The 24332-nt window shown below is 61.3% G+C and carries 33 protein-coding genes; 27 read left to right on the top strand and 6 right to left on the bottom strand.

Annotated features, from left to right (window positions below; translation table 11 throughout):
• Window positions 1-116: 116 nt before the first annotated feature.
• The 22 genes from VSP_RS24640 (at window position 117) to murQ (ending at window position 14068) form a co-directional block, all read left to right on the top strand.
• Window positions 117-332 carry a hypothetical protein gene (locus tag VSP_RS24640; RefSeq protein ID WP_009964053.1) on the top strand — a complete coding sequence of 72 codons (216 nt, stop codon included), beginning with the start codon at window positions 117-119 and terminating at the stop codon, window positions 330-332.
• Window positions 333-336: 4 nt separating this feature from the next.
• The gene (locus VSP_RS24635) at window positions 337-1425 is read left to right on the top strand and encodes a hypothetical protein (RefSeq protein ID WP_009964052.1); all 1089 of its coding nucleotides are present in this window, start codon (window positions 337-339) and stop codon (window positions 1423-1425) included.
• A 4-nt stretch (window positions 1426-1429) separates the two neighbouring features.
• Window positions 1430-1759, top strand: a complete 330-nt coding sequence (locus tag VSP_RS24630; RefSeq protein ID WP_009964051.1) for a hypothetical protein — start codon at window positions 1430-1432, stop codon at window positions 1757-1759.
• Between the two features lie 35 nt (window positions 1760-1794).
• Window positions 1795-2349, top strand: coding sequence for a hypothetical protein (locus tag VSP_RS24625; protein WP_009964050.1), 555 nt, complete (start codon window positions 1795-1797; stop codon window positions 2347-2349).
• Window positions 2350-2377: 28 nt separating this feature from the next.
• The gene (locus tag VSP_RS24620; RefSeq protein WP_009964049.1) at window positions 2378-4405 is read left to right on the top strand and encodes a hypothetical protein; all 2028 of its coding nucleotides are present in this window, start codon (window positions 2378-2380) and stop codon (window positions 4403-4405) included.
• 29 nt (window positions 4406-4434) lie between these two features.
• Window positions 4435-5406: an AAA family ATPase gene (locus VSP_RS24615; RefSeq protein ID WP_009964048.1), complete on the top strand. Its 972-nt coding sequence runs from the start codon at window positions 4435-4437 to the stop codon at window positions 5404-5406.
• A 30-nt stretch (window positions 5407-5436) separates the two neighbouring features.
• Window positions 5437-5631 (top strand): hypothetical protein, encoded by a 195-nt coding sequence (locus VSP_RS24610; protein WP_009964047.1) that lies wholly within the window; start codon window positions 5437-5439, stop codon window positions 5629-5631.
• Between the two features lie 20 nt (window positions 5632-5651).
• On the top strand, window positions 5652-5981 hold the full coding sequence (locus VSP_RS24605) for a helix-turn-helix domain-containing protein (RefSeq protein ID WP_009964045.1): 330 nt from the start codon (window positions 5652-5654) through the stop codon (window positions 5979-5981).
• Between the two features lie 28 nt (window positions 5982-6009).
• Window positions 6010-6627, top strand: coding sequence for a host-nuclease inhibitor Gam family protein (locus VSP_RS24600; RefSeq protein ID WP_009964044.1), 618 nt, complete (start codon window positions 6010-6012; stop codon window positions 6625-6627).
• 49 nt (window positions 6628-6676) lie between these two features.
• Entirely contained in the window at window positions 6677-7069 is a 393-nt protein-coding gene (locus tag VSP_RS24595; RefSeq protein WP_009964042.1) for a hypothetical protein, read from the top strand.
• A 3-nt stretch (window positions 7070-7072) separates the two neighbouring features.
• Window positions 7073-7270, top strand: coding sequence for a hypothetical protein (locus tag VSP_RS24590; protein ID WP_009964040.1), 198 nt, complete (start codon window positions 7073-7075; stop codon window positions 7268-7270).
• A 66-nt stretch (window positions 7271-7336) separates the two neighbouring features.
• The gene (locus VSP_RS24585; protein WP_009964039.1) at window positions 7337-7681 is read left to right on the top strand and encodes a hypothetical protein; all 345 of its coding nucleotides are present in this window, start codon (window positions 7337-7339) and stop codon (window positions 7679-7681) included.
• A gap of 51 nt (window positions 7682-7732) precedes the next feature.
• The gene (locus VSP_RS24580) at window positions 7733-8194 is read left to right on the top strand and encodes a hypothetical protein (protein WP_009964038.1); all 462 of its coding nucleotides are present in this window, start codon (window positions 7733-7735) and stop codon (window positions 8192-8194) included.
• A complete protein-coding gene (locus VSP_RS24575; protein WP_009964037.1) occupies window positions 8181-8639 on the top strand; it encodes a hypothetical protein in 459 nt (152 codons plus the stop codon). Before VSP_RS24580 ends, VSP_RS24575 begins: the two co-directional genes overlap by 14 nt.
• Window positions 8640-8645: 6 nt before the next feature.
• Window positions 8646-8897, top strand: a complete 252-nt coding sequence (locus VSP_RS24570) for a hypothetical protein (RefSeq protein WP_009964036.1) — start codon at window positions 8646-8648, stop codon at window positions 8895-8897.
• A 5-nt stretch (window positions 8898-8902) separates the two neighbouring features.
• Entirely contained in the window at window positions 8903-9265 is a 363-nt protein-coding gene (locus tag VSP_RS24565; RefSeq protein WP_157211269.1) for an ASCH domain-containing protein, read from the top strand.
• Window position 9266: 1 nt separating this feature from the next.
• Complete coding sequence (locus VSP_RS24560; protein WP_009964033.1) at window positions 9267-9593, top strand: hypothetical protein; 327 nt, start codon at window positions 9267-9269, stop codon at window positions 9591-9593.
• Window positions 9593-9868, top strand: a complete 276-nt coding sequence (locus VSP_RS24555; protein ID WP_009964032.1) for a helix-turn-helix domain-containing protein — start codon at window positions 9593-9595, stop codon at window positions 9866-9868. The genes VSP_RS24560 and VSP_RS24555 overlap by 1 nt, the downstream gene beginning before the upstream one ends.
• Before the next feature lie 127 nt (window positions 9869-9995).
• Window positions 9996-10691, top strand: a complete 696-nt coding sequence (locus VSP_RS24550; RefSeq protein ID WP_156346286.1) for a hypothetical protein — start codon at window positions 9996-9998, stop codon at window positions 10689-10691.
• Between the two features lie 44 nt (window positions 10692-10735).
• On the top strand, window positions 10736-11572 hold the full coding sequence (locus tag VSP_RS37275; protein ID WP_009964029.1) for a DNA adenine methylase: 837 nt from the start codon (window positions 10736-10738) through the stop codon (window positions 11570-11572).
• Between the two features lie 65 nt (window positions 11573-11637).
• Window positions 11638-11964: a hypothetical protein gene (locus tag VSP_RS24540; protein WP_009964028.1), complete on the top strand. Its 327-nt coding sequence runs from the start codon at window positions 11638-11640 to the stop codon at window positions 11962-11964.
• Between the two features lie 244 nt (window positions 11965-12208).
• A complete protein-coding gene (gene murQ, locus VSP_RS39990) occupies window positions 12209-14068 on the top strand; it encodes an N-acetylmuramic acid 6-phosphate etherase (RefSeq protein ID WP_009964027.1) in 1860 nt (619 codons plus the stop codon).
• A gap of 76 nt (window positions 14069-14144) precedes the next feature.
• On the opposite strand, the gene VSP_RS24530 is transcribed toward murQ, so the two are convergent.
• From VSP_RS24530 to deoC, 6 genes are all read right to left on the bottom strand, one after another.
• Window positions 14145-15206 (bottom strand): hypothetical protein, encoded by a 1062-nt coding sequence (locus VSP_RS24530; protein WP_157211037.1) that lies wholly within the window; start codon window positions 15204-15206, stop codon window positions 14145-14147.
• Between the two features lie 47 nt (window positions 15207-15253).
• On the bottom strand, window positions 15254-16042 hold the full coding sequence (locus tag VSP_RS39985) for a ferritin-like domain-containing protein (RefSeq protein ID WP_009964025.1): 789 nt from the start codon (window positions 16040-16042) through the stop codon (window positions 15254-15256).
• A 40-nt stretch (window positions 16043-16082) separates the two neighbouring features.
• Complete coding sequence (gene ispH / locus VSP_RS24520) at window positions 16083-16973, bottom strand: 4-hydroxy-3-methylbut-2-enyl diphosphate reductase (RefSeq protein WP_009964024.1); 891 nt, start codon at window positions 16971-16973, stop codon at window positions 16083-16085.
• Between the two features lie 63 nt (window positions 16974-17036).
• Window positions 17037-17345: a transcriptional regulator gene (locus VSP_RS24515; protein ID WP_009964023.1), complete on the bottom strand. Its 309-nt coding sequence runs from the start codon at window positions 17343-17345 to the stop codon at window positions 17037-17039.
• Window positions 17346-17372: 27 nt separating this feature from the next.
• A complete protein-coding gene (locus VSP_RS24510; RefSeq protein ID WP_009964021.1) occupies window positions 17373-18050 on the bottom strand; it encodes a hypothetical protein in 678 nt (225 codons plus the stop codon).
• Window positions 18051-18404: 354 nt separating this feature from the next.
• Window positions 18405-19199: a deoxyribose-phosphate aldolase gene (gene deoC, locus VSP_RS24505; protein ID WP_009964020.1), complete on the bottom strand. Its 795-nt coding sequence runs from the start codon at window positions 19197-19199 to the stop codon at window positions 18405-18407.
• Between the two features lie 222 nt (window positions 19200-19421).
• Here deoC and VSP_RS24500 point away from each other — a divergent pair, with 222 nt between their 5' ends.
• The 5 genes from VSP_RS24500 (at window position 19422) to VSP_RS24480 (ending at window position 24329) form a co-directional block, all read left to right on the top strand.
• Window positions 19422-20426 carry a mevalonate kinase family protein gene (locus VSP_RS24500; RefSeq protein WP_009964019.1) on the top strand — a complete coding sequence of 335 codons (1005 nt, stop codon included), beginning with the start codon at window positions 19422-19424 and terminating at the stop codon, window positions 20424-20426.
• Between the two features lie 39 nt (window positions 20427-20465).
• Entirely contained in the window at window positions 20466-21347 is an 882-nt protein-coding gene (galU, locus tag VSP_RS24495) for a UTP--glucose-1-phosphate uridylyltransferase GalU (protein ID WP_009964018.1), read from the top strand.
• Window positions 21348-21420: 73 nt separating this feature from the next.
• Window positions 21421-22359 carry a Gfo/Idh/MocA family protein gene (locus tag VSP_RS24490; protein ID WP_009964017.1) on the top strand — a complete coding sequence of 313 codons (939 nt, stop codon included), beginning with the start codon at window positions 21421-21423 and terminating at the stop codon, window positions 22357-22359.
• Window positions 22356-23504: a lipid-A-disaccharide synthase gene (gene lpxB / locus VSP_RS24485; RefSeq protein ID WP_009964016.1), complete on the top strand. Its 1149-nt coding sequence runs from the start codon at window positions 22356-22358 to the stop codon at window positions 23502-23504. Before VSP_RS24490 ends, lpxB begins: the two co-directional genes overlap by 4 nt.
• Window positions 23505-23540: 36 nt before the next feature.
• On the top strand, window positions 23541-24329 hold the full coding sequence (locus VSP_RS24480; RefSeq protein ID WP_009964015.1) for a hypothetical protein: 789 nt from the start codon (window positions 23541-23543) through the stop codon (window positions 24327-24329).
• The last annotated feature ends 3 nt before the right edge of the window (window positions 24330-24332 follow it).

Here is a 24332-nt window from a genome sequence, read left to right as displayed (position 1 = left end):
ATCACCAAGCTGGCGAAGGAACTGGGCTCCCATCGGAACTCAGTGCGATGGGCAATCGACACTGAGCTTTGTCCCCATCTGAGGGCACGCATCGCAACCCACCTTCAAATCCAACCATGAACGCCACTGGCAAACTGATTCGGTTGGCCCTCAAGCACCTCCCCGATGTGCCGTCATTGGGGGAGCGGGCGGAAATCCTAGAAGAGGCTTCGAGGCAACTCCGGGAGGATCACGAGTTCGCCTCCAAGTGCGAGGTAGCCGCTGCCCACTTCCGCCATGCAGAGCGCCTGCAAATGGAACTGCCCCTAAGCCTTCAAGACACCCAGCCCTAACTTCATGACTAGCTCACTCACCACCCAGCCCGCAGCCACCGTTGCCCTGTCCCAGGAGTTCGAAGGCGTCCGCAAGCTTTACCGCCACATCAAGATGCACCTGACGGCTGGTTCCAGCCTCATGATCTTGATGGGCCTTGAACTGAAGCGGCTCAAAAAGAACCTCGGGGAGACCCGGGGACGCAAAAACCCGAACGCGTCGGGTATTTCCTGGGGCGAGCTCGTACAGCAGGAGGTCGGCATCACTGATGACACCGCCACCAAGTACATCCTGATGGCGGAGGGCTCAAAAAAGCGCATCCCCATGCTGGAGAAGCTGGAGGAGAAACTCCTCACCGCTCCACTGTCCTCCCTCACCGAAGCGGAGCAGCAGGAAATCACCGCCGCCGTGCAGAACCTCACGGACGGGAAGACGGCCAAGGAGGTGATGCAGGAACTGGGCATCGCCCGCAAGGACGCAGGAGCCAACCTCGACAAGGACCGGCACAAGGGCGGCAACTCCACCAAGCCCATCGAGACCCCGGAGCAGCAGGCCCAGGGCTACTTCGGCAGCGTGACCGAGCACATGATCGGCCTCCGCACCGAGAATATCACCAAGTGGGAAACCCTGGTCTACAGCCTGCCCCTGGCCCGTGACCCCAACCAGAAGATCACGGGCCACGTGTCCATTGAGGACCTCGAAGAAGAGCTGACCAACTGGCTCGGCGTGGTGCAGACGGCCAAGGAGCGCATGGCCAAGGCCATGCACGCCAGCAAGACCAAGGATGCCAAGGCCCGGGAGACAGAGGCCCGGGAGCAGATCCTGGACGAGGAGGCCAAGGCTCTCATCGCGCAGACCAAGCAGCACCCCACGCTCAAGGACGCCGCGACCGCCATCAAGGAAATGGGCACCACTGAGGTCCTCGTGACCTGGCCGCCCGACGCCCCCACCGGAGCACCCGGCAACATCCACATCCTGGTCACCGCCGCCGAGCGCGAGGCCTGGACCCGGGTGTACGGGAAGGGCTGCCACGTCGGCTACGAAGGCCCCGGCAAGGACTTCAAGCTCCCCCCAGTCAAGAAACCCAAACCCACGAAAGGAGAAGGGAAATAACGCCATGATCACCGACCCCATCTGGTCTCAGTCCCGCATCTGCCGCGAGGCAGAGTCAACCGTCCATGTCGCCATCGCCCGGGCACCCCGCCGCTCCAGACGGAGCCTGCTCAGTGAGGCGGCTTACGAAAACAGGCGGCGGCTCGGGCCGCGTGGGTTCGTGGGGCAAGTGTTGGCCGTGGTGCGCTCCAGCCGCATCCCAGTCTGCTCGCAGGATATCGTCATGATCCTCCGGGCCGACAAGATCAAGGTCAGCAACATCCTCCAGAACCTCTACCTGGAAAACTTCATCACCCGCACCTCCCGGGGCCACTACATCGCCGCAGACCTCTGACCGTTTTGTCCACAGTCAACCCACTTGCAAACGCCATGCAAAGCCACGCCACCACCCCCACGACCCACGCCATGGACTACCACATTCAAGTCCTGCACAACGGCTTCGAGTACTGCGCCTACCTCACCCGGGGCGGCACTGACGACGACTACGGCATCCTCAAGTTCATCGCCTGGGCCAAGCGCCTCAAAGACGCCATGCAGGCCCTGAGTGCCAAGCTGGAAGACTGTGATCAGCGCTGGAAGCCCGAGATCCGCATTAGCGATATGGCAGGACAGCAGATCGCTCAAGATCCAGCAGCGGCAGAATACCTCCGCGCCCTGTCCGTCCCAGTCATCCTTGGGAGTGAGGTTCCACCTCGCGTTGAGGTGGTCACTGCTGCTGCCGAGGGTCAGCTCCTGCGTCTTGGCCAGATGGATGATGAGGATTATCTCCGCGAACTCTGCCAGCTCGACCAGCGGGATATAGACATCCTGCTCAATGTCGCAGGCGTGCGCCATGGACGTGGGGCCTGGGTCTCCCTCCGCTTTGCCTGCAAACGCCGTGCCGCCCGTGAGGCCGCCGCCAAACAAATCGCCTGCGCTGCCTGATCGCATCGCCTCAACCGCTCCCACTCTCATGCTCTCCACCATCACCGCTTCATGCCTCCCACCCGAGGCCCGCACCCATGTCCAGCTCTGGACTGCCCGCATGGAGCAGCTCACAGCCATTGGGCGCGGATGGACTACGCAATCCCGCACCCTCGCCCAGGCCTGGGGCGTGAGCCAGGCCACGCTGACCCGCTTCTTCTATGCCTACCAAAAGGAGGGCGTGCTCGGCCTCATCGACAAGCGCAAGTACGCCAAGTACCTGGGGGAAGGTGATGTGCGCGGGTTGCCCCCGGCCTTCATCAGCTACTGGCAGGGCGAGTACGAGCGCTTCCAGCGCAATGGCGGAGCCAAGCAGACCTACCGCGTCCTGATGGACCGTCTGCGCCAGTGGCGTCGAGGAAATACCGCCTCGGTCATCCCTGGCTACAGCGAGCCCCCGGCCAACCAGCCCGGATGCCTGCACCCTCGCGGGTGGAGCTATGAGAACCTGACCAAGCACCTCCCTGACCAGGTGGAGCGCACCCTGGCCCGCCAGGGGCGCAGCAAGGCCAAGGCTCTGCTCTCCAAGGTGTACACCACCCGCGTCGGCCTGGACGTCGGCCAGGTCCTCATGATTGATGACCAGTACCACGACATCAATGTCGCCTGGTCCAACGGCCAGGTGGCCCGCCCCCAGTCCTTCAACCTGCTCGACTTCTTCAGCGGCTACGAGATCATGGATGGATTCCAGCCCCGTCTGGAAAAGGAGGACGGCTCCAAACTCGGCCTCAAGGAAGAGGACGCGTTCTGGATGATCCTCACCCACTTTTCCACCAACGGCTACCGGGCCGACCTCGGCACCCATGTCATTGTCGAGCGTGGGACCGCCACGGTCCGCAATGAGCTGGCCGAGGGATTCCTGGCCGCGACCGATAAGAAGATCATCATCGACAAGGGCGGCATGGACAACCGCGCCCTCAAAGGCCTCATCTACGACGGTCCTGCCAAGGGCAACTTCCGGTTCAAGGCATCACGTGAATCGGTCTTCAACCTCTGGCGAAACATGATCGCCGCCCTTCCCGGTGCCACGGGCCGCAACCGTGAGGAATCCCCGGAGGAGCAGAAGGCCATCATCTCCTACGTGGAGAAGCTGCTCAAGAAGGTGCCCCAGGAACGCTGGCACCTGCTCAAGCTGCCCGTCCTCACCGAGGCCCAGTTCATGAGCCTGATGGTCGATCTCAAGGAGGCCCTGCGTGACCGCCACTGGCACACGCTGGAGGGCTGGAAGACCCTCGGCCATACCAAGACCCTCTACCGCCTGCCCGAGTGGGGAGACGACCAGTTTGTGCCCATTGAGGACATGCAGCAGCAGCTCCTCATGCTCCCACCCGAGAGGGCCGAGCTGATCACCATGGCCTTCGCCAGCCAGGCCCAGAAGGACAAGCTCATTGAGATCCGTAACCTCAGCCCCCGTGAGGTGTGGGATGGAGGAAAGCACAAGCTGACCCGCCTCACGCCCTGGACCTGGAATCAGATCCTGCCAGGCCGTATGGCTCATGTCCGCCATGTCGAGGACCGCGAGATCCGCGTCTACGGCGGCGGCGAGATCCTCCGCTACGACGCCCACGCCAAGACCTCCACAGGCCGCGATATCATGCTCCGCCCGGGTGAGCAGTTCATGATCTTCTCCAATCCGCTCTCTCCTGATATCGCCCTGTGCTGCGACACCACAGGCGCGGCCATCGGCCTGCTCCACCGCATTGTCGCCAGCACCCGCATTGACCACGCTGCCGTCATCAGCCGCATGGGCCGCGTCAGCCAGATGAATGCCGATGTCGAGGCTCCCGTCGCCCACCGTGCCGAGGCCCTGGCCGCCGAGCGTGCCGAGCAGCAGGAGCACAATGACCGCGTCATCAAGGGTCTGCCCGTAACACCCAAGGAGCACGAGGCCAGGACAAAGCGCAAGGCCGCCGCCCGCGAGGCCGCCAGCATCCTCGACGAGGAGCCAGTGATGATCATTCCGGCCACCACTCCCGCCCCGGACGCTGGGGATGGGTGCAGCATCTTCGACCTGTAATTTCCTCAACTCATACGCCACGCCACGCCATGACACCGCCCACCGCCACGCCCGCCAACGACCGCGTCAAGCCCATCGACCAGCTGCTGCGTCAGCAGCTCCAGAAGTACAAGGACCGCGAGAGCCTTTCCCTCAAGGACCTCGGCAAACGCATCGACGCCTCTGAGGCCATGGTCAGCCGCTACCTCAGCGACCGTTTTGAGGGCGACGTCGGCGGCATTGAGCTCAAGATCCGCGACCTCATCAAGCTCGATGAAATGCGAGCCCTGGTCATCCAGGAGATCGAGACCTTTCCCACGCTGGTCACCAAGCAGGTCCACAACGCCCTGGAGTTGATCCGCAAGAACTCTCACGTCGGTCTGATCTTCGGCGACGCGGGTGTGGGCAAGAGCCGCGCCATCCAGCTCTACACCAGCAAGACCCCGCTGAGCCTCCAGATCACGCTGAGCCGTTTCAGTGGCTCAGATACCAACGGCATCATCACCGCCATCTGGCGTCAGATCGACACCAGCGCCTACCGCCGCAAGCGTGACGGGAATCGCGGCTCGTTCCTCGTGGAACGTTTGAAGGGGTCCGGCCGCATGCTGATCATCGACAACGCCCATCGTCTCACCCGGGTGGGCCGGGAGGCTCTCTTCGATTTCCATGATGCCACCGGGTGCCCCATTGCCCTGGTCGGCAATCCCGAGCTGCTCGACGCCATTGAAGAGAACGACCAGCAGTTCAGCCGCGTCGGCGTGCGCATGAAGGCCGACCTCAAGGACAAGGCCGAGGAAGCCGCTGGCGAGCTGCTCACCCGCGTCTGGCCCGAGGCCGTCGCCGAGCTGCTCGACCTGGCCACCACCGTCGTCACCCACCACGGCCGCCTGCGTGCCCTGTGGCACCAGATCCGCATTGCCCGCGAGCTGATGACCAAAGGGGCCAAGACCCCGACCAAAGCCTTCCAGCTCGCCCACGAGCACCTGGTGCGGAACTACCGCCTCCTGGAAGACCCGTCCTAAGACTCCTGGAACCCATCACCACGCCACGCCATGAACGTCACCGAAGCTCTCCAGTACACCCTTGCCCTCGCCGAAGCAGGCTTCAATGCCTTGCCCGCTGACTACCCCGAGCGCCAGCAGCACCACCTCGCGCTGCGCATCACCCGCCGGCGCTTTTACCGCATGCACGCTCGCCTTGTGAAACGCCGCCGCCGTGATGCCTCTCGTCCTAAGTGCCTCCGCTAACTCTCCACCCAAGCCACGCCATGCCCATCGAATACGATCCCGCCGAAATGCCAGGAGCCCAGCAGGTGCTCAACGGCACCCGCGCTCTCCTACAATACCTGCACGCATCCAAGATCACCGTGGCTCCGAGCCTGGTGCTCGTGGCCCTGGCTCAACACAGCCGGGGCATGAGCGAAGACCAGCTCCTGGAGGAGCTGGGCATGAGCGAGGCCGAGCTCGGAGCCGTCCGTCAGTCCCTGCACCGTCACCGCCTCATTGCCACCCATCGCGGTGACTTCCACACCCTCACCGAGGAAGGCCGCATCCGCGTGACTGCCCTGATCCAGGCCGTCCTCATGACCGCCGAGTAACCCATCACCCTATAACGCCACATACCACATGAGCACACGTACCACATCTCGCACCGTCGCCGCCATCGTCCCCACCGAGGCCCAGGCCCGCGCCAGCCTGGCCTCCTACATTGAGGCCCACCTCAAGGTGGAGGCGCTTGAAATCAAGGCCGCCAAACTGGTGGAGAAATTGAAGAAGAAATATGACGACAAAGCGCGTCCTATCGTCGCGTTCAGGGACGCGCATGAGACCGTGCTCATGCAGTATGCTGAGGGTCACCCCGAACTGTTTCAGAAGCGCCAGAAGGTGGAGCTCTACGGTGGCCACAAGATCGGCTGGCACACCTCACCGCCTGCGGTGACCTTCGTTCGTCCCACTGGCACCAAGAAGAAGCAGACCGTGGAGGGGTTTCTTGCCGCAGTGAAGGCCTTCGTGAAGTACGTCAAAAAGTTTGTCCGCACGAAGGAGGAGATCAACAAGGAAGCCATCATCATCGAGTACCGGGCCACGGAGGAACTCTGCAAAAAGTCCGGAGACCAGACCAAGCTGGTGGAGTTGAAGGCAGACCTTTCAGCGATGGGCGTGGAGGTCACTCAGGAAGAGAAGTTCGTGATCGATCTCGACCTTCAACCGGAAATCGTCCAGCCCGCCGTCGCCACCGCCTGATCACCGCAACCTCAACCGCAACCTCAACCGCAAGCCCACTGCAAAGCCTATGAAAACACTGCTCCTGGCCGCTCTCATCGCCTTCGGTGGCGACAACGCCACCACCACCATGCCGCCCATGGATGTCGCAGAGGAACCCCTCTACATCATCATGGACGCCCCACCCAACCTCAGCGCGGCCACCGTGCCCGCTGAGGCCCCGCAGGCCGACAGCCTGTGGGAATGGCCCCGCCAGTTCTGCGGCCTCCTCTCCGAGGCACCCGCTGGATTGACCTGGGGATTCATCGCCCTGATCCTCGCCCACTGGTCCGCTCTCCTGTGGGTTGTGACCTCTCGAACCCGTCTCCGCGCCCTCTACGACGGCCGTGCGGAAGTGCTGGAGGAGCAGCACCACCAACGTCGCACCGCTCCCTTGTTCAAAGTCAACCTTCCCAACCCCTGAGCCATGACCACAGAAGAACTCCAACTCGCCGCCCTCCAGTTTCAGATCAAACAGATGGGACCGGAAGCAGAGGCCAAGATCGCTATGGCCGCCCAGGCCATCAAGACCACGGTCAAGAGTCTCGGTGACTACGGCCTCATGGGCCTCGCTGTAGTGGGCTGCGAACTCAGCGCCCTGGGCGAGACCTCTCTCGAATCCTGACCCTCACTGGAGCAGCTCCCCGGAGCTGCTCCATCACTCATTCACCACCACCACCCACGCCACGCCATGTCCAACACTGATGTTACCCACGCTGCTACCCGTGTCCTTCGTCGCTTTGCCACCAGCCCAGCTCTCCGCTATTTCGCGGGCATCGGGACGCAAACCCTGGCTGACGTCTTATTGATGGCCAAAACAGTTCATCCTACGGCTCGTCTCCGGGCGGATGACTACTACGACGAGGTCAGAGACCGCGTCACCAACAGCCCGGAGTTCACCAGCGAACTTCGCAGCCAGGTGAAGCAGTTCGTCCGTCACTACATCGAGGTCTGCGAAGACCCAGACACCCAAGACCTCATGAGTGACGATGACCAAGCCCTCGCAGCTACACTGAAGATGATCATCGACGGCTGACCATTAGCGTTCATCAGCGTCAATTAGTGGTTTCTCAAACCCGCACACGCCATGCCCAAACCCATCCCCACGCTGAGCAAGCCCCTCACCAATCTCCAAAAGGCCACACTCTCACAGTGGGCCAAGAAGGGCTACACCCGCGCCAAGGAGCTGGACCTCACTGACGAGAAGGAAGCCGACTGGCGCGGCCGCGAATCCATTGCCGCTTGTGGCCGCCGCATCAGTGAGGCCACCAACGGTGACTACCTCGTCTTGCTGGCTCACTTCCAGTCTCTCGCTGGAGACAGCGGCAAGGCCTTTGCAAGCACCATGCGCGCCCAGAACGACCCCAAGCGCCAGGCCCTTCACAAGCTCGACAGCGAGCTTACCAAGGCCGGTCTCGACCGAGCTTATGCCGAGGCCATCTGCATGAGCACCTACAAGTGCTCCATCGCCCAGGCCAGCCCCAAGCAGACCTGGCAGCTCATGTACACCATCAGAAACAGGAGGAACTCCACCCATGGCCAAGCCTAAGCCCATCAAGCAGTACGACTGCATTCACTGGTTCTGCCGCGTCTGCAAATCGGACCTCTACGTGCCCAAGGTCTTCCCAGACACCAAGCCTCCGATGTGCTGCGGATCTCGCGCTGCCTTCCTGGGCCACGAGTTCACCACTCCGAGGCAGTGCCGCGTTTGCCACTGCACCGACATGGATTGCCATGGCTGCACCGACCGCAATGGCAGGGCCTGCCATTGGGTTAAGGCAGACCTCTGCTCTGCCTGCGTGCTCGCTGAGCACGGCCTGCACACCGCCTTCGCCCTGGTCCACACCAGCGTCGACGACTGCCGCGCCAGCCTCCCTCACACCAACGAGCCCTCCATCATCTTCGAGGCCCTACGCCTGGCCAACGAATCGCCCACAAGCCAGAAGAGCCGCATCAAGCTCCTGGAGGCAAAGCTCAAGCAACTCCGCAAATAGACCGCCATGCCCCGTCCACCTCACGAACCCATTCCGCTGGCCGATGAGCTGCGTCAGAATCGTGTCTCGCTCTACTGGGGCACCTTCCGTCTCCGCGTCGATGTCGATATCGCCGCTGCCAACAACCTGCCACCCGCAGGGGAGCTCACGTGGGACCAGGCACTCGCCGTCCTCCGTGCCCAGTACGCCCGGGCCGTCGAAGAGTTCGAGCAGGTCACTACAGCCAACCGCGAAGCCAAGGAGGCACTCAAGCCATGAAGCGCATGTCCTTCGCCCTCACGACGCCGCAGTTCAAGGCCCGAACCAAAGACGTCACCCGTCGCCTCGGGTGGCTTGACCTCAAGGCGGGTGATATCGTGATGGGCATCGAAAAGGGCATGGGCCTCAAGAAGGGTGAGAAGCACGTGCAGCTCGGCCGGATCCAGATCATCAGCGTCATCCGGGAGCCGCTTTCAGCCCTGCTCAACCGACCGAACGAAACCGCCCGTGAAGGTTTCCCAGACATGACACCAGACGAGTTCATCGCCTTTTTCTGCAAGACCCACAAGGGCTGCAGCCCGCAAACCACCGTCACCCGCATCGAGTTCGAATACCTCGACTCCTGCTTCAAATACCACGACCTCTGATATGGACACCGCCATCGACTACTCAATCGAAACGTGGGAGAGCCTCCAGTCTCGCCTCAGTGAGCTGCGGTTGGCGGTCTATGAGGCGTGGAAACAACACGGCCCCGGCACGACCCGTCAGATCGCGGCCAAAGCCAACATGGATATCCTCACGTTTCGCCCACGCACCACGGAGCTGCTCCAGCTCGGCTTCATCACGGTGTGGCACGGTGCGGGCGATCAGCGCGGCCGTGAGGGTGTCTATCGTGCGTACAGCTATCAAGAGGCGCTTGCACACTTTACGGAGCAACAGCGCAAAGCCCTTGACCCACAGTTGACCTTGCTCTGATGCCCGTCCCCGGATCACAGCTTGAATTTCAGTTTCCCACCATCGCCCTCCAGCGGAGCGATGGTGCCTGGGTGATTAAGGCCGGGAAGCCCGTCCCCAAGCTGCCCCAGATCTCGGCCAAAGAGGCCGCCGTGATCCTCGGCTGCTCTCAGTTCAGCGTCTACCGCTACGTGAAGGAAGGACTCCTCACGGCCAAGCAGACCAAGCCCAAGGCCCGCCTCCGCCTCGACCGCTCCGAGGTCGAAGCCCTCGCCCATAAGACCACGGTGGAGTAAACCTAGGCTGCGTTTCGCAGTTTAACGAAAGTTTCACGGCTATTGCGAACGCCAAAATTGCATGATAGGTGCCTCCATGAATCAAAGGCACCATCAAAGGCACAGTGTTCTCTACAGTTTGTCGCTCATGGCGATTGGTATTCTGGTATACTGGATGACCACCTCCCACCCCTCGGTGACTCTGGATCGACTCAAAAAATTCAAACAGGAAATTGCGATCTCAAACGCTGGTGGGGAAGCAGTTAAAGCCGATGAAACTGTGACTTTGGCTGAGGTGGGCCAATTTGGTGACATCTTTGGCTCCCTAAATGCGCAGTTCGCGGCCTACGCCTTCATCATACTTTTCATCGGGCTTATATTTCAGCAATTTGAGTACAGCTCCAACCTGAGATTCATGAAGCAGCAGACTAGGCATGCACAGCTTGCAGGACTATTAACAGCTCTACCGGTCTTGATCTGTCAGCAACGCACTTGGCTCCATGCGCTTGCCCCACAAGTCTTCAAATTGGAACAAGTGGATGGCTTCGGGGTCGAGAAGATCAATGATCTGCTAACGAAACCCATTGAAAAGACAGGAATGATGGGAGTTCATTCCGCAAATCGTTCTGACGTCCGTAAGACGCTGACACGGCTCAAACAGCTGCTTGAACAAATGGAGGAAGCGTACGTTGAGCTCCAGGCGGATGACACGACATCAGGAAGCAGCGCAGGACCTACCACAGGGAGCACAAACGGAAGCAGTGCAGGACCTACCGCAGGGATTTCAATCTTTAAGAAAACCAAAGATGCCCTGCACCACCTGACAAAGTGGTTTGGTCGATAGATCATTCATTGAACGTCAGTCTTCGAATTGCGTCAGTCGCCCCAATGACCGCGCAACGCACCAAACCGCTCATCCGCTGGGCAGGCGGAAAATCCCGCCTGCTCAAGCACCTCCTACCACTGCCAGAGCACACCGCTTACGTAGAACCGTTCGCTGGTGGCCTCGCAGTACTCCTCGCAAAATCAAGGTCCACCGTCGAGGTGGTCAATGATTTGAACGGCGATCTGGTCACGCTTTACCGCTGCGTCCAGTTCCATCCCGAGGCCCTGATCGCCGAGCTCCAGTGGACGCTCAACGCCCGTCAGAACCTCAAGGACTTCATTGCTCAACCAGGCCTCACGGATCTCCAGCGTTCGGCCCGTTGGCTCATCCGCAACAAGATCGGCTTCGGGACCTCCATGACGAGCTACGGCGTCTCCCGCACCAGCGGCGGTGCCGCCACAGGAAGCCGTGAGAACGTGCAGCAAGCCATCCGGGACCTCAGTGCTCGCCTTGACCGTGTGAGCGTCGAGAACCTGTCCTACGAGCGCATGCTGCGCCTGTACGACGCCCCAGGCACGCTCTTCTTCATGGACCCACCGTACACCGTCAGCGACGTCGACTGCTACGATGGCTGGAACGAGGCCCAGATGACCAAGTTCTCTGCCCAGGTGGCCGAGCTGAAAGGGGACTGGATCGTCACAGTCGACGATTCGCCACTGAACCGCCGCCTCTTCCACGGCTGGCACACCACCGCCGTGAAGACACGCAACGGGGCGCTCAACCAGGCCCAGGCCAAGGGCAAGCAGACCTTCGGGGAGATCATCATCCGCAAGACGCCTGCACCCGCCACCTCGGAGCGCACCAAGTTGGTCCAGCTCGCCGCCGCCTGCACCGTATAGGCCCTCAATGCACGGCCGCTGCAAGAGGCTTGCAAAGCCCATGCAGCGGCCATTACACTCGCCCCATGTCCACGCCAGCCATTGCCACCTACATCGACGCTCAGATGGCCACCACCATCGCTCATGGGCTGGCGGACATGGAAGCCTCGGAGGCTCACGAGGCGTTTGCTGCCGCCGTCACCTGGCCGATCACTCCCATGGCTATGAGTACGTTGCCCATTGCGGTCACTCCCCAAGTCACGGCCGCCATGCTGGAGCTAGTCAACGGTGGTCAAGGCCGCGCCTTTATCGGCACCGGCGTCGACTCTCAGGAGGTGCTCTCCCTGGCGATGGTTTGGCAGTCCGATCTCGGCAAGGCGGCCTCCACGGACAGTGCCGCACCGAGGGCCTGAAGTTTCTCAGATCGCTGCAATTCGATGCATTCGTCTCCGAACTTTCTCAGAATTGCCCAGGGCCGCCGTCCTCGCTGGATCGTGCTGATCTTCAGCGTTTTTCACCCTCTATCGGGGTTTTAGGGTCTCGTGCTAACCCTCTAAGGCTGAATTGATGACCGTGATCACCAGGGGCTGTGTTTTTCACGGTTGCTCCGCCTCCAGAAGGCGTATCTTTATGGGGCTAGTTGCCCACCGAACACCCATGAGCACTGCTGCGAGCCGCCTGCCAGGTCCTGTCTGGCTGGGCATTGAAACCGGAGCCACTCACACGACGGTGCTTTCGGTCCGAGGTGAGAATGAAGTGATCGATCGCTTCGATCTCGGGCCGGCCAACATCCGGCTGGCCACGTCCGCAGAGCTCATTCACCTGTTTGAGTCGATTCGTGACCGGCTCACCATCGCTCCTTCCGCCATTGGCGGCGGCTTCGCGGGGTTGCGCAATGAAGACGACCGGCGGAGGGTCGTGAATCTGGTTCAAGGCATCTGGCCCGACACACCCTTTCTGGCAACTGATGACCTTGAGACCGCCCTGGAGGCCGCTGGCGACTGGCCGGATGATGCGGAGGCCCGTGTGCTTCTGCTAAGTGGAACTGGTTCTTGTGCCTATGGTCGGAATTCCGAGGGAAGGGTGGTGAAAGTGGGAGGGCGGGGGCACATTTTAGGCGACCAAGGCAGCGCCTCAGACATCGCGCTCCAGGCTCTCCGTGCGGTGGTGTACCAGCATGATGTCAACGGCCGGTTCCCGGCCCTGGGTGAGGCCATCTTGCAGGCTCTGTTGCTGAATCATCCGGATGATCTGATCCCGTGGACCCAGGAGGCGGAGAAACAGGAGATTGCCCGGCTGGCGATCACCGTCTTCACTGAGGCGGGCCGGGGTGACGATCTGGCCACTCAGCTCGTGCACGATGCTGCGCAAAAGCTTGCCGACATGGCGGCCCGATGCACGCACCATCTGGTGCATGCTGACGCCAAGGTGCAATACATCCTGGCGGGGAGCACGCTTCTCAAACAGCCCCGTTTTTCTGGTGAAGTGTCCAGCCTGCTGTCTATTCATCGACCCCAATCAAGCATTCGTCCCCTGGACCGCGAAAGCGTGTGGGGGGCGGTGGCACTGGCCCGATCACGGGCTCCCTTGTTGCAGACCGGGCAGTCACTTCGTCCGCGAGGCGCTGCGCCGTTGACTAGCGATGTGGAGGTAGTCGCTCTGGCTTCACTGGCAAAGTCTCCCACCGAGCAGCGCAATCCTGCTTCCATGCATCTGGACACCATGCCGCTTTCAGAGGCGGTGCGCCTCATGATCCGGGAGAGTGAAGCGTCCTGCGCGGCGGTCTTGGAGGTGGCCGAGGACTTGGAGTGGCTGGTTGAGCAAACGGTGCGCGCCTTCAAGGCGGGGCGGCGCCTCTATTATGTGGGCGCTGGCACCAGCGGCCGGCTGGGCGTGCTGGATGCCAGCGAGTGTCCTCCGACATTTCGCGTGCCACCGGATCAGGTTCAAGGAATCATGGCCGGTGGCCGGCGGGCCATCTGGTCGGCGGTGGAGGGGGCGGAGGACAACTCGGCGGCAGGTGCGGATGCGGTGCGCTATCGCGGCGTCCGTCGTGGAGATGTGGTGCTGGGGATTGCTGCGAGCGGGCGCACACCGTTTGTCTGGGGGGCTTTGCATGAGGCCCGCCGGCTTGGTGCGGTCACGGCCATGTTGTGCTTCAATCCCGCGCTGGAAGTGGCTCCGAAGCACGCTCCAGATCGCATCTTGAGGGTCAATACGGGGCCGGAAGTGCTCACGGGCTCCACGCGACTGAAGGCTGGCACGGCCACCAAGGTGGTGCTCAATACGCTGACCACCCTGGCCATGGTGCACACCGGCAAGGTGGTGAGCAATCTGATGGTGGACCTGAATGCGAGCAATGTGAAACTCAAGGATCGTGCGGTACGCCTGGTAAGGGAAATAACAGGATGCGAGGCGGCGGCGGCGCTGGCGATGCTGGAGACGGCTGGCTGGCGGGTGAAGGAGGCGGTCCGGCTGGTGCAGGGCAGCAGTCACCGGTCACCTGAACAGCCGTGATCCGGCCGTAAAAAAGCCGGGCCCCGCTGGGGGTCCGGCTATAGGAAACGATGGCCGGGAGTGACCCTGCCTGCCGCTAGGTTTGGGGGGCGGCGGGTGCCGGCTCTGAGGAGGTCGGCGTGGTGGGGATCTGGGTCTGGTTGACCGCCTCGCGAAGTTGTTTCACCCAACCGCCCGCCTTGGGGTGGGTGGGGTTCTCACGGATGATCTTGAGCATGTCGGCCATGGCCAGAATTGGCGTGATCTTGTGCTGGAGGAGGTAGCTGGCCCTGCCCCACTGGAGGTCGGGACCTTCTTCCTTGTAGTATTGGGCAAACTCCGTTTCGCTCATGGTCCCTTTTCGCATGGTCAGCTCAGCGTTGATCATCGCATCATACTGGGCAGGGACATCCGCTGGTTTCTGATCCAGGTAGTAGGGGAGGATGACGTTCTTGTAGATGCCGTTGATGTTCAGGGGGGAGTACTCCCAATCCTGACGGTTCATCATCTGGTCCAGCGTGTAAGCCTGGCTGAAGATGGAGCCCTTAACGGGCTGACGGAGCATCTGTCCCAAGTTGCCGCCGCCGCCTCCTCGGTTGCCACCGCCGCCGCCTCTGTTGCCGCCAGGCCCACGACCTCCAGGATTCTTTTCCTCAACGGCCCCGGAAGCGTTGTGCTTCATGGTGGCCTGTACGGCACCGATGGTCTTAGGAAGGTAGGCCTGCAATGCGGCGACAGTTGGGCCCATCTTCTCGATGTCCTTGATATCTTGAGCCTGGATGCTGAGGACAAGATATTCCAACTGAAGACGCAGACCGGTGGCGAAATCAGGGTCCTTCATCCGGTTATCCTGCTGATCCTTCCAGGTCTGGAATTCCGTGGCCTTGAGGTCGCGCTTGTCGAAGTTTTCAAGTTTGTTACAGGCAAGCCACAGGTCGATCGCCTCCTTGTCTCCGTTCATGGCGGCTCGGAAGCGGGTCAAGGCCGCGCTGAGGGCATCGCCGCGGTTCTTGGTGATCTGCCCCTCGATTTGTTCGAGTTGCTTCATGATGCTCGCGGTCTGCTCGGGAGTGAGCGCGGGGGCTTCTTGAGCGGAAGCGGTCGGACAGAGGGCCAGCACCGGAGCGCAGAGCAATGCGGGAGTGAGAAACCGTTTCATGGTGTCGTGCAGGGACATGTTGCCGTAACGTGTGGTCGCGATGAAACTTAGCGGGGGGTGGCAAGTTGCGAAGCTTTTTGGCAGGAACGCAAAGAAATGTCAGGCTGCCAGGAAGAGGAGCGAGAGTCAAGCCGTCGGAGGAAGCGTTGTCCAGCCTTCAGGGTAAGCCGGACGAATTCCCCTTGGCCAATGCCCAGAGATTTCAAGAGCCGACGGTGATCCCAGGCCACGATGGTGGCGGTGATGGCATGGCATGCTCTGAAGCCCACGCGCCACATTTTACGGAGCGGGCGGGGCATGCTAGTGAGCCGCTGCTGGAAAAAGCTGGTGTGGAAGGCAATGTGGCGCATTTCGTCCTGTAGGATTTTATGGCAGCATGACCTGACCTCCTCATCGGTGGTCTTTCGGTAAATCAGGCCGTAGTAAGCCTCGGCGATGAGTTCGGCAGTAAGCAGGATCTGAATATTGAACTCCATGCCGAAAAGGGTGCGGAGACGCCGGAAGATGGTGTTTGACCAGTGCCTCTGCAACAAGGTGCCGCCGAGGTAGGTCACCAGCTTTTCCAACAGCTGGGCGTGGCGATGTTCCTCTGCTATGAACAGGCGCACCGCCAGGTCGTACCCCTCAAGAGCTTCCGGTTGGTGGCGGAGGGTTCGTCTTACGTAACGCATGAGACGGGTGCCACCGCCGGTTTCGCCAAGCTGGAAAACGGCCAGTGAGGCGGCCAGAGGCAGGCGCAGGCCATCGGGTAGCGGGCTTGCGTCCGGGGCGAGCGGAGGTTCATCAAAGTTGGAGCGATTGCGTTCGAAGTACTGGATCCAGCTGGGAATGTTCATGGGATTTTTAGGGGCTGTGTTTGGGAGGATGGAGTGGGGATCAGCTTTTCTGCCTCAGCAAACCTTGGAAGAGGCCGGGTTGGGGGAGCTCTGCGGCGATGCTCTTCAGGCGGTCCACCACCTCGCGAACGGTCTCGTCCAGGGTGGAGGTGCCAGCCGTCACACCGACTTCCTGCCCTTGCGAAAACCAGGCGGGGTCGATCTCTGAGGGACGCTCGATCTGGTGGGCGGTGCAGCCAAGTTGGCGGGCAGCTTCTGTGAGCTGGCGGGTGTTGTTGCTGTTACGACCGCCGACCACGATGATGACCTCGCACTTCCGGCACAGGTCTTCCAAGGCGCTCTGACGCTGTTTGGTCGGGTGGCAAACGGTGTCCACAAAGCGCACTTCCGACTGGGGATGATGCTGTTTTAGCGCCTCCACCAAGCGGAGCACGCGAAGCAAGGGCTGGGTGGTCTGGCTGATGACACCGTAGCGGCGATGATGGGGCAGATGATCCAGGTCGCTATCTTCCAGCACGACTTGGGCATGAGGGAAGTCTCCCACCAGTCCTCTTACTTCCACGTGCGTGGATTGACCAATGACCACCGGGAAGTAGCCACCTTCCACCAGGGTGGCCAGGGCATCGTGGGCCTTGCGGACTAAGGGGCAGGTGGTGTCTGTGACTTGATGACCTTTGTCCTTCCAGGCAGACCTGTCGCGGTCGGATGCGCCGTGAGCGGAGATAATGACTTCGTCAGTGGGAGCACTGCCGGGGCGGTCCAAGGCACCTTGTTGTACCCCAAGGGTGCGCAGGTGGGCATCCACCAGAGGATTGTGGACCAGTTGGCCCAGCAGGGTGACGGGGCCGCGTTTGGCGGCGTCGTGCGTAGAGCGCAGGGCCTGGCGGACGCCGAAGCACATGCCGTGATGTTTGGCCAAGGTGATGTTCATACTGTAGATGGGGTTCGTGGGGGTGGTTTTACTTTGTGTGGCAAAGTTAGTGGGCAAAAAAACTCAAGAGGGACGCGATTGCTTCACGATGGCTTCAAGCACTTTGAGGTAAGCATTGAAGGCGCTCTTCCCGGCCCCGGAGATCTCGTAGCTGGTGCAGGGGCGTGAGCTGTCCGCGGCGGTGGTTTTGAGTTCACGGACGTAGCCTTCCTTGGTCAGGGTTCGCAAGTGGGAGATGAGGTTGCCATCGCTCATGCCGAGTTCAGATTTGAGGTCTTGGAAGGCCCGCGGGCTGCGGGAGGCCAGCACGGTCATGATGGCGAGCCGCCCCTTTTCATGGATGACGCGGTCAAGCTGGGAGAAGTCGATCATTATTCCGTGGCGGGCGGCGGGCTGGGCTCAGACAAGCGGGCCGGTGGCGGTGGACGACTTGAAGAAGACGGCCACGGCATAGATGACATGAAAGAGGCCAAACGTCAGCCCCAGAAATGCCGAAGCGACCGCGCCATTCCAGATGGCCAGACCGGGGCCACCCATCGCGAACCAGAGAAGGGTGAGCACCTGGCCTGTGATGAGAAAGGCCCGGGCTAGATGGATGATGGAACGTGGAGCGAAGCTGACCGTAGCCTGGAGGGCTAGTCCGTAGCAGAGGACCCAGACCAGGGCCGCCAGCTCAATCTGCTGAACATAGACGATGAGGCAGATCCCCAGAATGCCACCGGTCAAGAGCGGCGGCACGACGGCTCGGAGCGCCATCTTTAAGCCATCGGTGACAACCGGTTCGCCTTTGTCGCTGGATTCCCTCATCAGGAGGAACAGGTTGATGACGCTGGCCAGAACGAGCAGCGCCAGCCACACGACGAGGAAACGGGTCCCGCGAAAACCGGGATCACCGCCAGTGACTGCCTCCCGCAGGTACTCCTGCCAGATGCCATAGCCGCTGACGAAGAGCGCCAGGATGCCGCCGATCAAGGCAGCGGGGGCGGAGACGGCCCGGTAGATGTGGGAGCGCTCCATCAGCGTCCGGATGATCCGGAGATGTTCCAAGGCAGTGTCATGGGGAGACGCGGAGGCCATGGGTTCACTTTGTATCACAAAGTGTGTTGGGGGTGCAAACGGATTTTGGTATTTTCCATTCTCCCGAAACACAGGAGCCTAGGCGTCTAGCGAGCCAAACCCGTGGAATCACGTCAACAGTGTGCTGCTTCGGAGCGGTAGGCCCTGAGCGGGAAGCGCCTGCCTGATGTGCTTGATTGCGATGATGGCCTACCGCTCCGCGGTAGAAGTTTCTGACCCACGTGTTCCATGGGTTTCACTCGCTACGCTCGTTGCACCACATGGCTATTCATGGTGAACCCTCCGGGTTCGAATCCATGGGGGCGCTTACCACAGCGAGGAATGCGGAGGGTAAGAGCAAGCAGAGGAAGGAACTCAATACCCCCCTGCGCCGAGCACGCCGGCGGTGGGGATGGGGGCGACGCCAGCCCGTTCGGACTTCTCGCGGCGGCGGTACTCGTCGAGCATCGCCTTGGTGGCGGAGGCTCCGCAGCGGGTCGCTCCGAGGTCGCGCACCTTGATGAGGGCGTCCAGATCGCGAACGCCGCCGGCCGCCTTTACCTGCACCTTGTCGGAAACGCTGGCGCGCATCAGTTCCAAGTCATGCTCGGTCGCGCCGCAGTAGTTGTAGCCGCCGCCAGGCTGTTTTACGAAACCGAAGCCGGATGAGGTTTTCACCCAGTCGGCTCCGGCGCTCTCCGAGAGCTGGCAGAGCTTGGCGATCAAGTGGTCTCTGGAGAGTCCAGCCCCGCCGGTGCGGAGGTAGTCGGTTTCCAGAATGACCTTCACCTTGGCACCCTGCTGGTGGGCGGTGTCGCAGATGGTGCGGATTTCTTGTTCTACTTCATCCCAGGCACCACCGATGGCCTTGCCGGGATTGATGACCATGTCGATCTCCACCGCCCCGTCACGGCAGGCCAGTTCGGTCTCATAACGTTTGGCCTCGGAGAGGCTGTTGCCGTGGGGAAAGCCGACCACGGTGCCCACCTTCACCCCGGTCCCGGCCAGCCAGGCTGCCGCCTGTTTCACGGCATGAGGTTTGATGCAGACGGAAGCCACCTGGTATTCGGCAGCGAGTTTGCAACCCGCCTGCAGCTCAGCGTCTGTGAGCGTGGGATGGAGCAGGGAGTGGTCAATCATCCCGGCGAGGTCTTCGTAGCAATATTTCATGGTGAAAAAGGGGTAGGGCTGCGGACAAACCTGGTGGCCAGGGCGGAGCGGGCCGATACCTAGGGTGACAAAAGCTGGGGGTCAAGGTGGTTTCGTGAGTGAGCGGTGCGCTCTCCCCGTGGAGGGGAGAGGGCGCGGAGGCGCTGCTTTGCGGTTGTCAAACGGAGCGGCGCGGCTATAGCATCGCGCCCCTCTCCGCCAGACAGCAGTTTCTTCTCCCACATGGTCATTCGTAAAAAAGCACACGCGCGCGCCGGCTTGGTCGGCAATCCATCCGACGGATATTTTGGGAAGACCATTTCCTTCGTAATCCGGAACTACGAGGCTGAGATCGTCCTCTTCGAAACGCCGGAGCTGACCATTGAGCCGAGTGACCGTGACCATTCGGTCTTCCCCAGCATCGGTCAGCTGGCGCGAGACGTGGCCCAGTTTGGTTACTATGGTGGTATCCGCCTGCTCAAGGCGACGGTGAAACGCTTCCACGACTACTGCTCGAAGGAAGGCATCACCTTGCATGACCGCAACTTCACCCTCCGCTACAGCAGCAACATTCCGCCACAGGTGGGCATGGCGGGCAGCAGTGCGATCATCTGCGCGTGCTTGCGCGCCTTGATGGAGTTCTACGGGGTGGAGGAGCAGATTCCCAAGCACATTCAGCCCAGTCTAGTGCTCAGCGTGGAGAATGATGAACTGGGTATCCCGGCGGGCCTGCAGGATCGTGTCATCCAGGTGTATGAGGGGGTGGTCTTCATGGACTTCAACCGCGGTCACATGGAAACCTATGGTCACGGCATCTACGAGGAGCTGGATCCGACTCTCCTGCCGAACGTGTATGTGGCCTACACCAAGCGACTGAGCGAGGGGACGGAAGTCTTTCACAACGACATTCGCAGCCGCTGGAATCGCGGAGAACGGGAAGTGGTGTCTGCCATGTACCAGTGGGCGAATCTTGCCGAACGGGTGAAGGAGATGCTGCTCGCGGGAAGAGGGCGGGAAATCGGTCCGCTTCTCAATGAGAACTTCGACCTGCGCCGGCGGCTCTACAAGATCAGTCCCGGAAACCTGGAGATGGTGGACATCGCCCGCGATGTGGGTGCCAGCGCCAAATTCACCGGGAGCGGTGGAGCCATTGTGGGCACCTTTGAGGATGAAGCCATGTTTGGCAGGCTGGTGGAGGCATTCCGCAGCCGGGACATCGAGGTGATCAATCCCAAAATCCTCCCCTGATCCCAGCAACCTTTCACGTCAGACCGAGAACGATTCATCATGACTGCTAAAGTGCGCAAAGCCGTGATCCCGGCCGCCGGGTTCGGCACCCGTTTCCTCCCCATCTCCAAAGCGGTGCCCAAGGAGATGCTCCCGGTGGTGGACAAGCCGGTGATCCAGTATGTGGTGGAGGAAGCTGTCGCGAGTGGCATCACCGATATCCTGCTAATCATCAGCCGGGGCAAGCGGTCCATTGAGGAGCACTTCATCGCCAACACTGAACTGGAGGCAGATCTGGAGTCGAAGGGGCGTCACGAGACACTCGCGGAACTGCGGCAACTGCAGTCCCTGGCACGGATCCATTATGTTTTTCAGCCCAAGATGGGCGGTCTGGGAGATGCCGTGCGCTGCGCCCGGGAGCATGTGGGGGGTGAACCCTTCGCGGTGCTGCTGGGAGACGCGTTGGTCTCGCCGGCAGATGGTGCGAAGCCGGTACTGCGGCAGTTGCTGGATGTGCATGAGCGTCATGGCGGCTCTACCGTGGCGCTGGAAGAAGTGCCGGCAGAGAAGGTGAGCCGGTATGGGATTCTGGGTGGCGCTGAGATCGAGCCCGGGGTGTTTAAAGCTGACAAGTTCGTGGAGAAGCCCAGTCCTGCGGAGGCACCCTCCCGGCTGGCGGTGTCGGCCCGCTACATCCTTTCACCTTCCATCTTCGAGCAGCTGGATCAGACCCCAACTGGCAAGGGCGGAGAACTGCAACTGACCGATGCCATGGCGGCACTGATGCAGCGGGAGGCACTCTATGGTGTGCGCTATGCAGGCCGACGTCACGACATCGGCAACAAGCTCGATTTCGTGAAAGCAAATCTCTGGTGGGGGCTGCAGCGTGAAGACATGCGTGAGGAACTGAAGCGCTATCTGGCCGGGCTGCTTGAGCAGTAAGGAGAAGGGCGGCCTTTCGCCGCACCCCTTTTCACTTGCGGCTGCATCCCCCGCTGGCCAACATGCGCGACACATGAGTGATCGCATCAAAGTTGGAGTCGCCGGAGTCGGTGCCATGGGGAAGAACCACGCCCGAGTGCTGTCTGGCCTGCCCGGGGCGCAACTGACAGCGATCTATGATCTGGACCGGGCCCGTGCCGAGGAACTGGCCTCCCTTTACGGGGCCAAGGCGGTGACCACTCTGGAAGAACTCGCCGCGGAAGTGGATGCGGCTGCGGTGGCGGTGCCGACCATTGCCCACCGTCAGGTGGCGGGCTTCCTGCTCGAACAAGGGAAGCATGTGCTGGTGGAGAAACCACTCAGTGAATCCCTCACCGAGGCTCAAGAACTGGTGGCTCTGGCGGATGCGAAGGGGCTGGTGCTGCAGGTGGGGCACATTGAACGATTCAATCCGGTGATGAAGCAACTGGAGAGCCGGATGCAGCAGCCACGCTTCATCGAGGCCACCCGGCTTTCCCCGTTCCCGAACCGGAGCATGGACATCGGCGTGGTGCTGGATGTGATGATCCATGACCTTGAGATCATTCTGCACCTCGTGCGCTCGCCCGTGGTAAGCGTTGACGCTGTGGGGGTGCCGGTGCTGACCCGGCGGGAGGACATCGCCAACGCGCGCCTGCGCTTCGCCAACGGCTGTGTGGCCAACGTCACCTCCAGCCGTGTGAGTGACAAGAAGATGCGGAAGATCCAGGTCTTCCACGGGGAAGGCTACATCTCGCTCGACTATCAAGAACAATCCGGCCACATGTACCGTCGCGAGGGCATGGGCATCGCCCGTGAGGATGTGCCGGTGGAGAAGGATGAGCCTCTCAAGCTGGAACTCGCCGCCTTTGTGGATTGTGCCCGACAGGGTGCGACACCAGTGGTGAGTGGGCAGCAGGGGACAGAGGCGCTGAAGCTGGCGATCCTGATCACGCAGGCCATTGAGAAGAACGAGCCGGTCCATCTGTCATGAGAAAGCTTTTTCTCCTGGCGGGCGAGATCAGCGGGGACACTCACGGCTCCGGATTGATGCGCAGTGTCCTCGAACTCGGAGGTGGGGAGGACGTGCGGTTCTACGGCTATGGCGGCCCCCAGATGAAGGAGGTGGGCGGTGACTCCATGCTGGACTGGGTGGAGGACGCCGGTGTGGTGGGGCTGTGGGAGGTGCTCAAGGTGTACGGCTGGTTCAAGCAAAAGATGGCCGATGCCCTGGCCATTGTGGCCCGCGAGAAACCGGATGCGGTGATCCTGGTGGACTATCCCGGCTTCAATCTGCGTCTGGCAAAGTCTCTCCGCGACGCCGGCTACGACCGCCCGATCATCTACTATATCAGCCCGCAGGTGTGGGCCTGGAAGAAGGGCCGGGTGAAGACGATGGCTCAACTGCTGGATCTGATGATCTGCATCTTCCCGTTTGAGAAGGAGCTGTATGAGAAGAGCGGTCTCAAGACGGAGTTTGCCGGACATCCCATGGTGGATCGCGTCAAAGCCCTGACCAAAAACATCTCACGGCAGCCGGACCTGGTGGGTTTCTTTCCCGGAAGCCGTGCCAATGAAGTGCGGCGTCTTTTCCCGACCCTGATCCAGACGGCCCGACGCCTGCAATCGCAGCGCCCTGGGACGCGGTTTGTGGTGAGTGCTGCCAATGCCCGGCTGGCCGGGCTCATGCAGGAGCTGGCAGACGCGGCGGGCTTTCCGGAAGCGAAGGAGTGGATTGAGATCGGCACCGTGTATGATCTCATGCAACAGGTGCAGGTGGGCGTGGTGGCCAGTGGCACGGCCACGCTGGAGTCTGCCTGTTTTGGCATGCCCTATATTCTGGTCTATCAAGTCAACCCGCTCACTTATGTGGTGGGTAGGGCGGTGATGCGCATCAAGTTCCTCGGGATCGTGAACATCCTGGCGGGACGTCAGGTGGTGAAGGAGATGGTGCAGGGCGATTTCCGCCCCGAGCCTCTGGCCGCAGGCGTGCTGGAACTGATGGACGAGGGGGAGCCCCGACACCTGCTTCTCCAAGACCTGCGGGAGACCGTGGGACGCCTGGGAGAGGGTGGGGCCTACCAGCGGGCGGCGAAAGCTGTCTGGGAACAGGTGGCCCATGCCCATCCAAAAGCGTAAGATCAAAGTGCCTCTTCAGCGAGCCTCCGCGAATTCATGAACCAGGAAGAATCAGATTCAGTTTCCCAGATCACCCCTTCGGGACGTCTGGTGCGTCTTTTTGTCAGCGGATTGCCCTGGGGGCTCGTGTTGATGGGGGCCTTGTCTTTCGTCTTTTACTTCAACAAGAAGAACAAGCCCGATATCCAGCCCTCGCAGTTTGCGGCCATTCTGCGACGGGATCTGAACACGCCAGACTTTGAGCGATACCAGCGCATCCTGGGCCGGGATCTGGGAGAGCGTTCCCTGCGTCACGTCGAAAATCTGGAGGCGGCGGCTGCCTTTATGGAGTCCACCATGGGACCGGACAACATGGGGCACGCGGTCGTCAGGCAGGAATTCACGGCGGGTGGCCAGGCGCTGGAAAACATCATGGTGCCGCTGATGGGCAAGACCAAAGCGGATGAGGCGGTGCTGGTACTGGCACCGCTGGACACCACCGAAGCCAATGCTCCTGATGAAGCGGCCCCACCGGCCGCCCTCCTCGGCATTGCTCACAGCTTCGCAGGGGATCCCCAGCCTCGCACGATCGTGTTTCTGGCCGCGCCCAATGGACTGTCCACCCGCGATGATGCGAACGGATGCTGGCAGGCAGCGAATCATGTGACGATCAGCGACCTGAAGTTCACCCAGATCATTGCGCTGACTTCAGGGAATCCGCCGGAGCCGTTTCGTCTGCCGGAGGTCTGGAAGGATGTGCCCTATACGAAAGTCACGGTGACGGCGAAAACGACCCTGTCAGAGTTGGAGGCGATGGCCGGTGACATTCGGAAGGCGGCCCGGTAGGGG

Origin of the sequence: Verrucomicrobium spinosum DSM 4136 = JCM 18804, from assembly GCF_000172155.1 — a bacterium.
Classification (GTDB): Bacteria; Verrucomicrobiota; Verrucomicrobiia; order Verrucomicrobiales; family Verrucomicrobiaceae; genus Verrucomicrobium; species Verrucomicrobium spinosum.
Note: the sequence above shows the minus strand (reverse complement) of the source record. Positions and strands in the feature narration are given on the sequence as shown.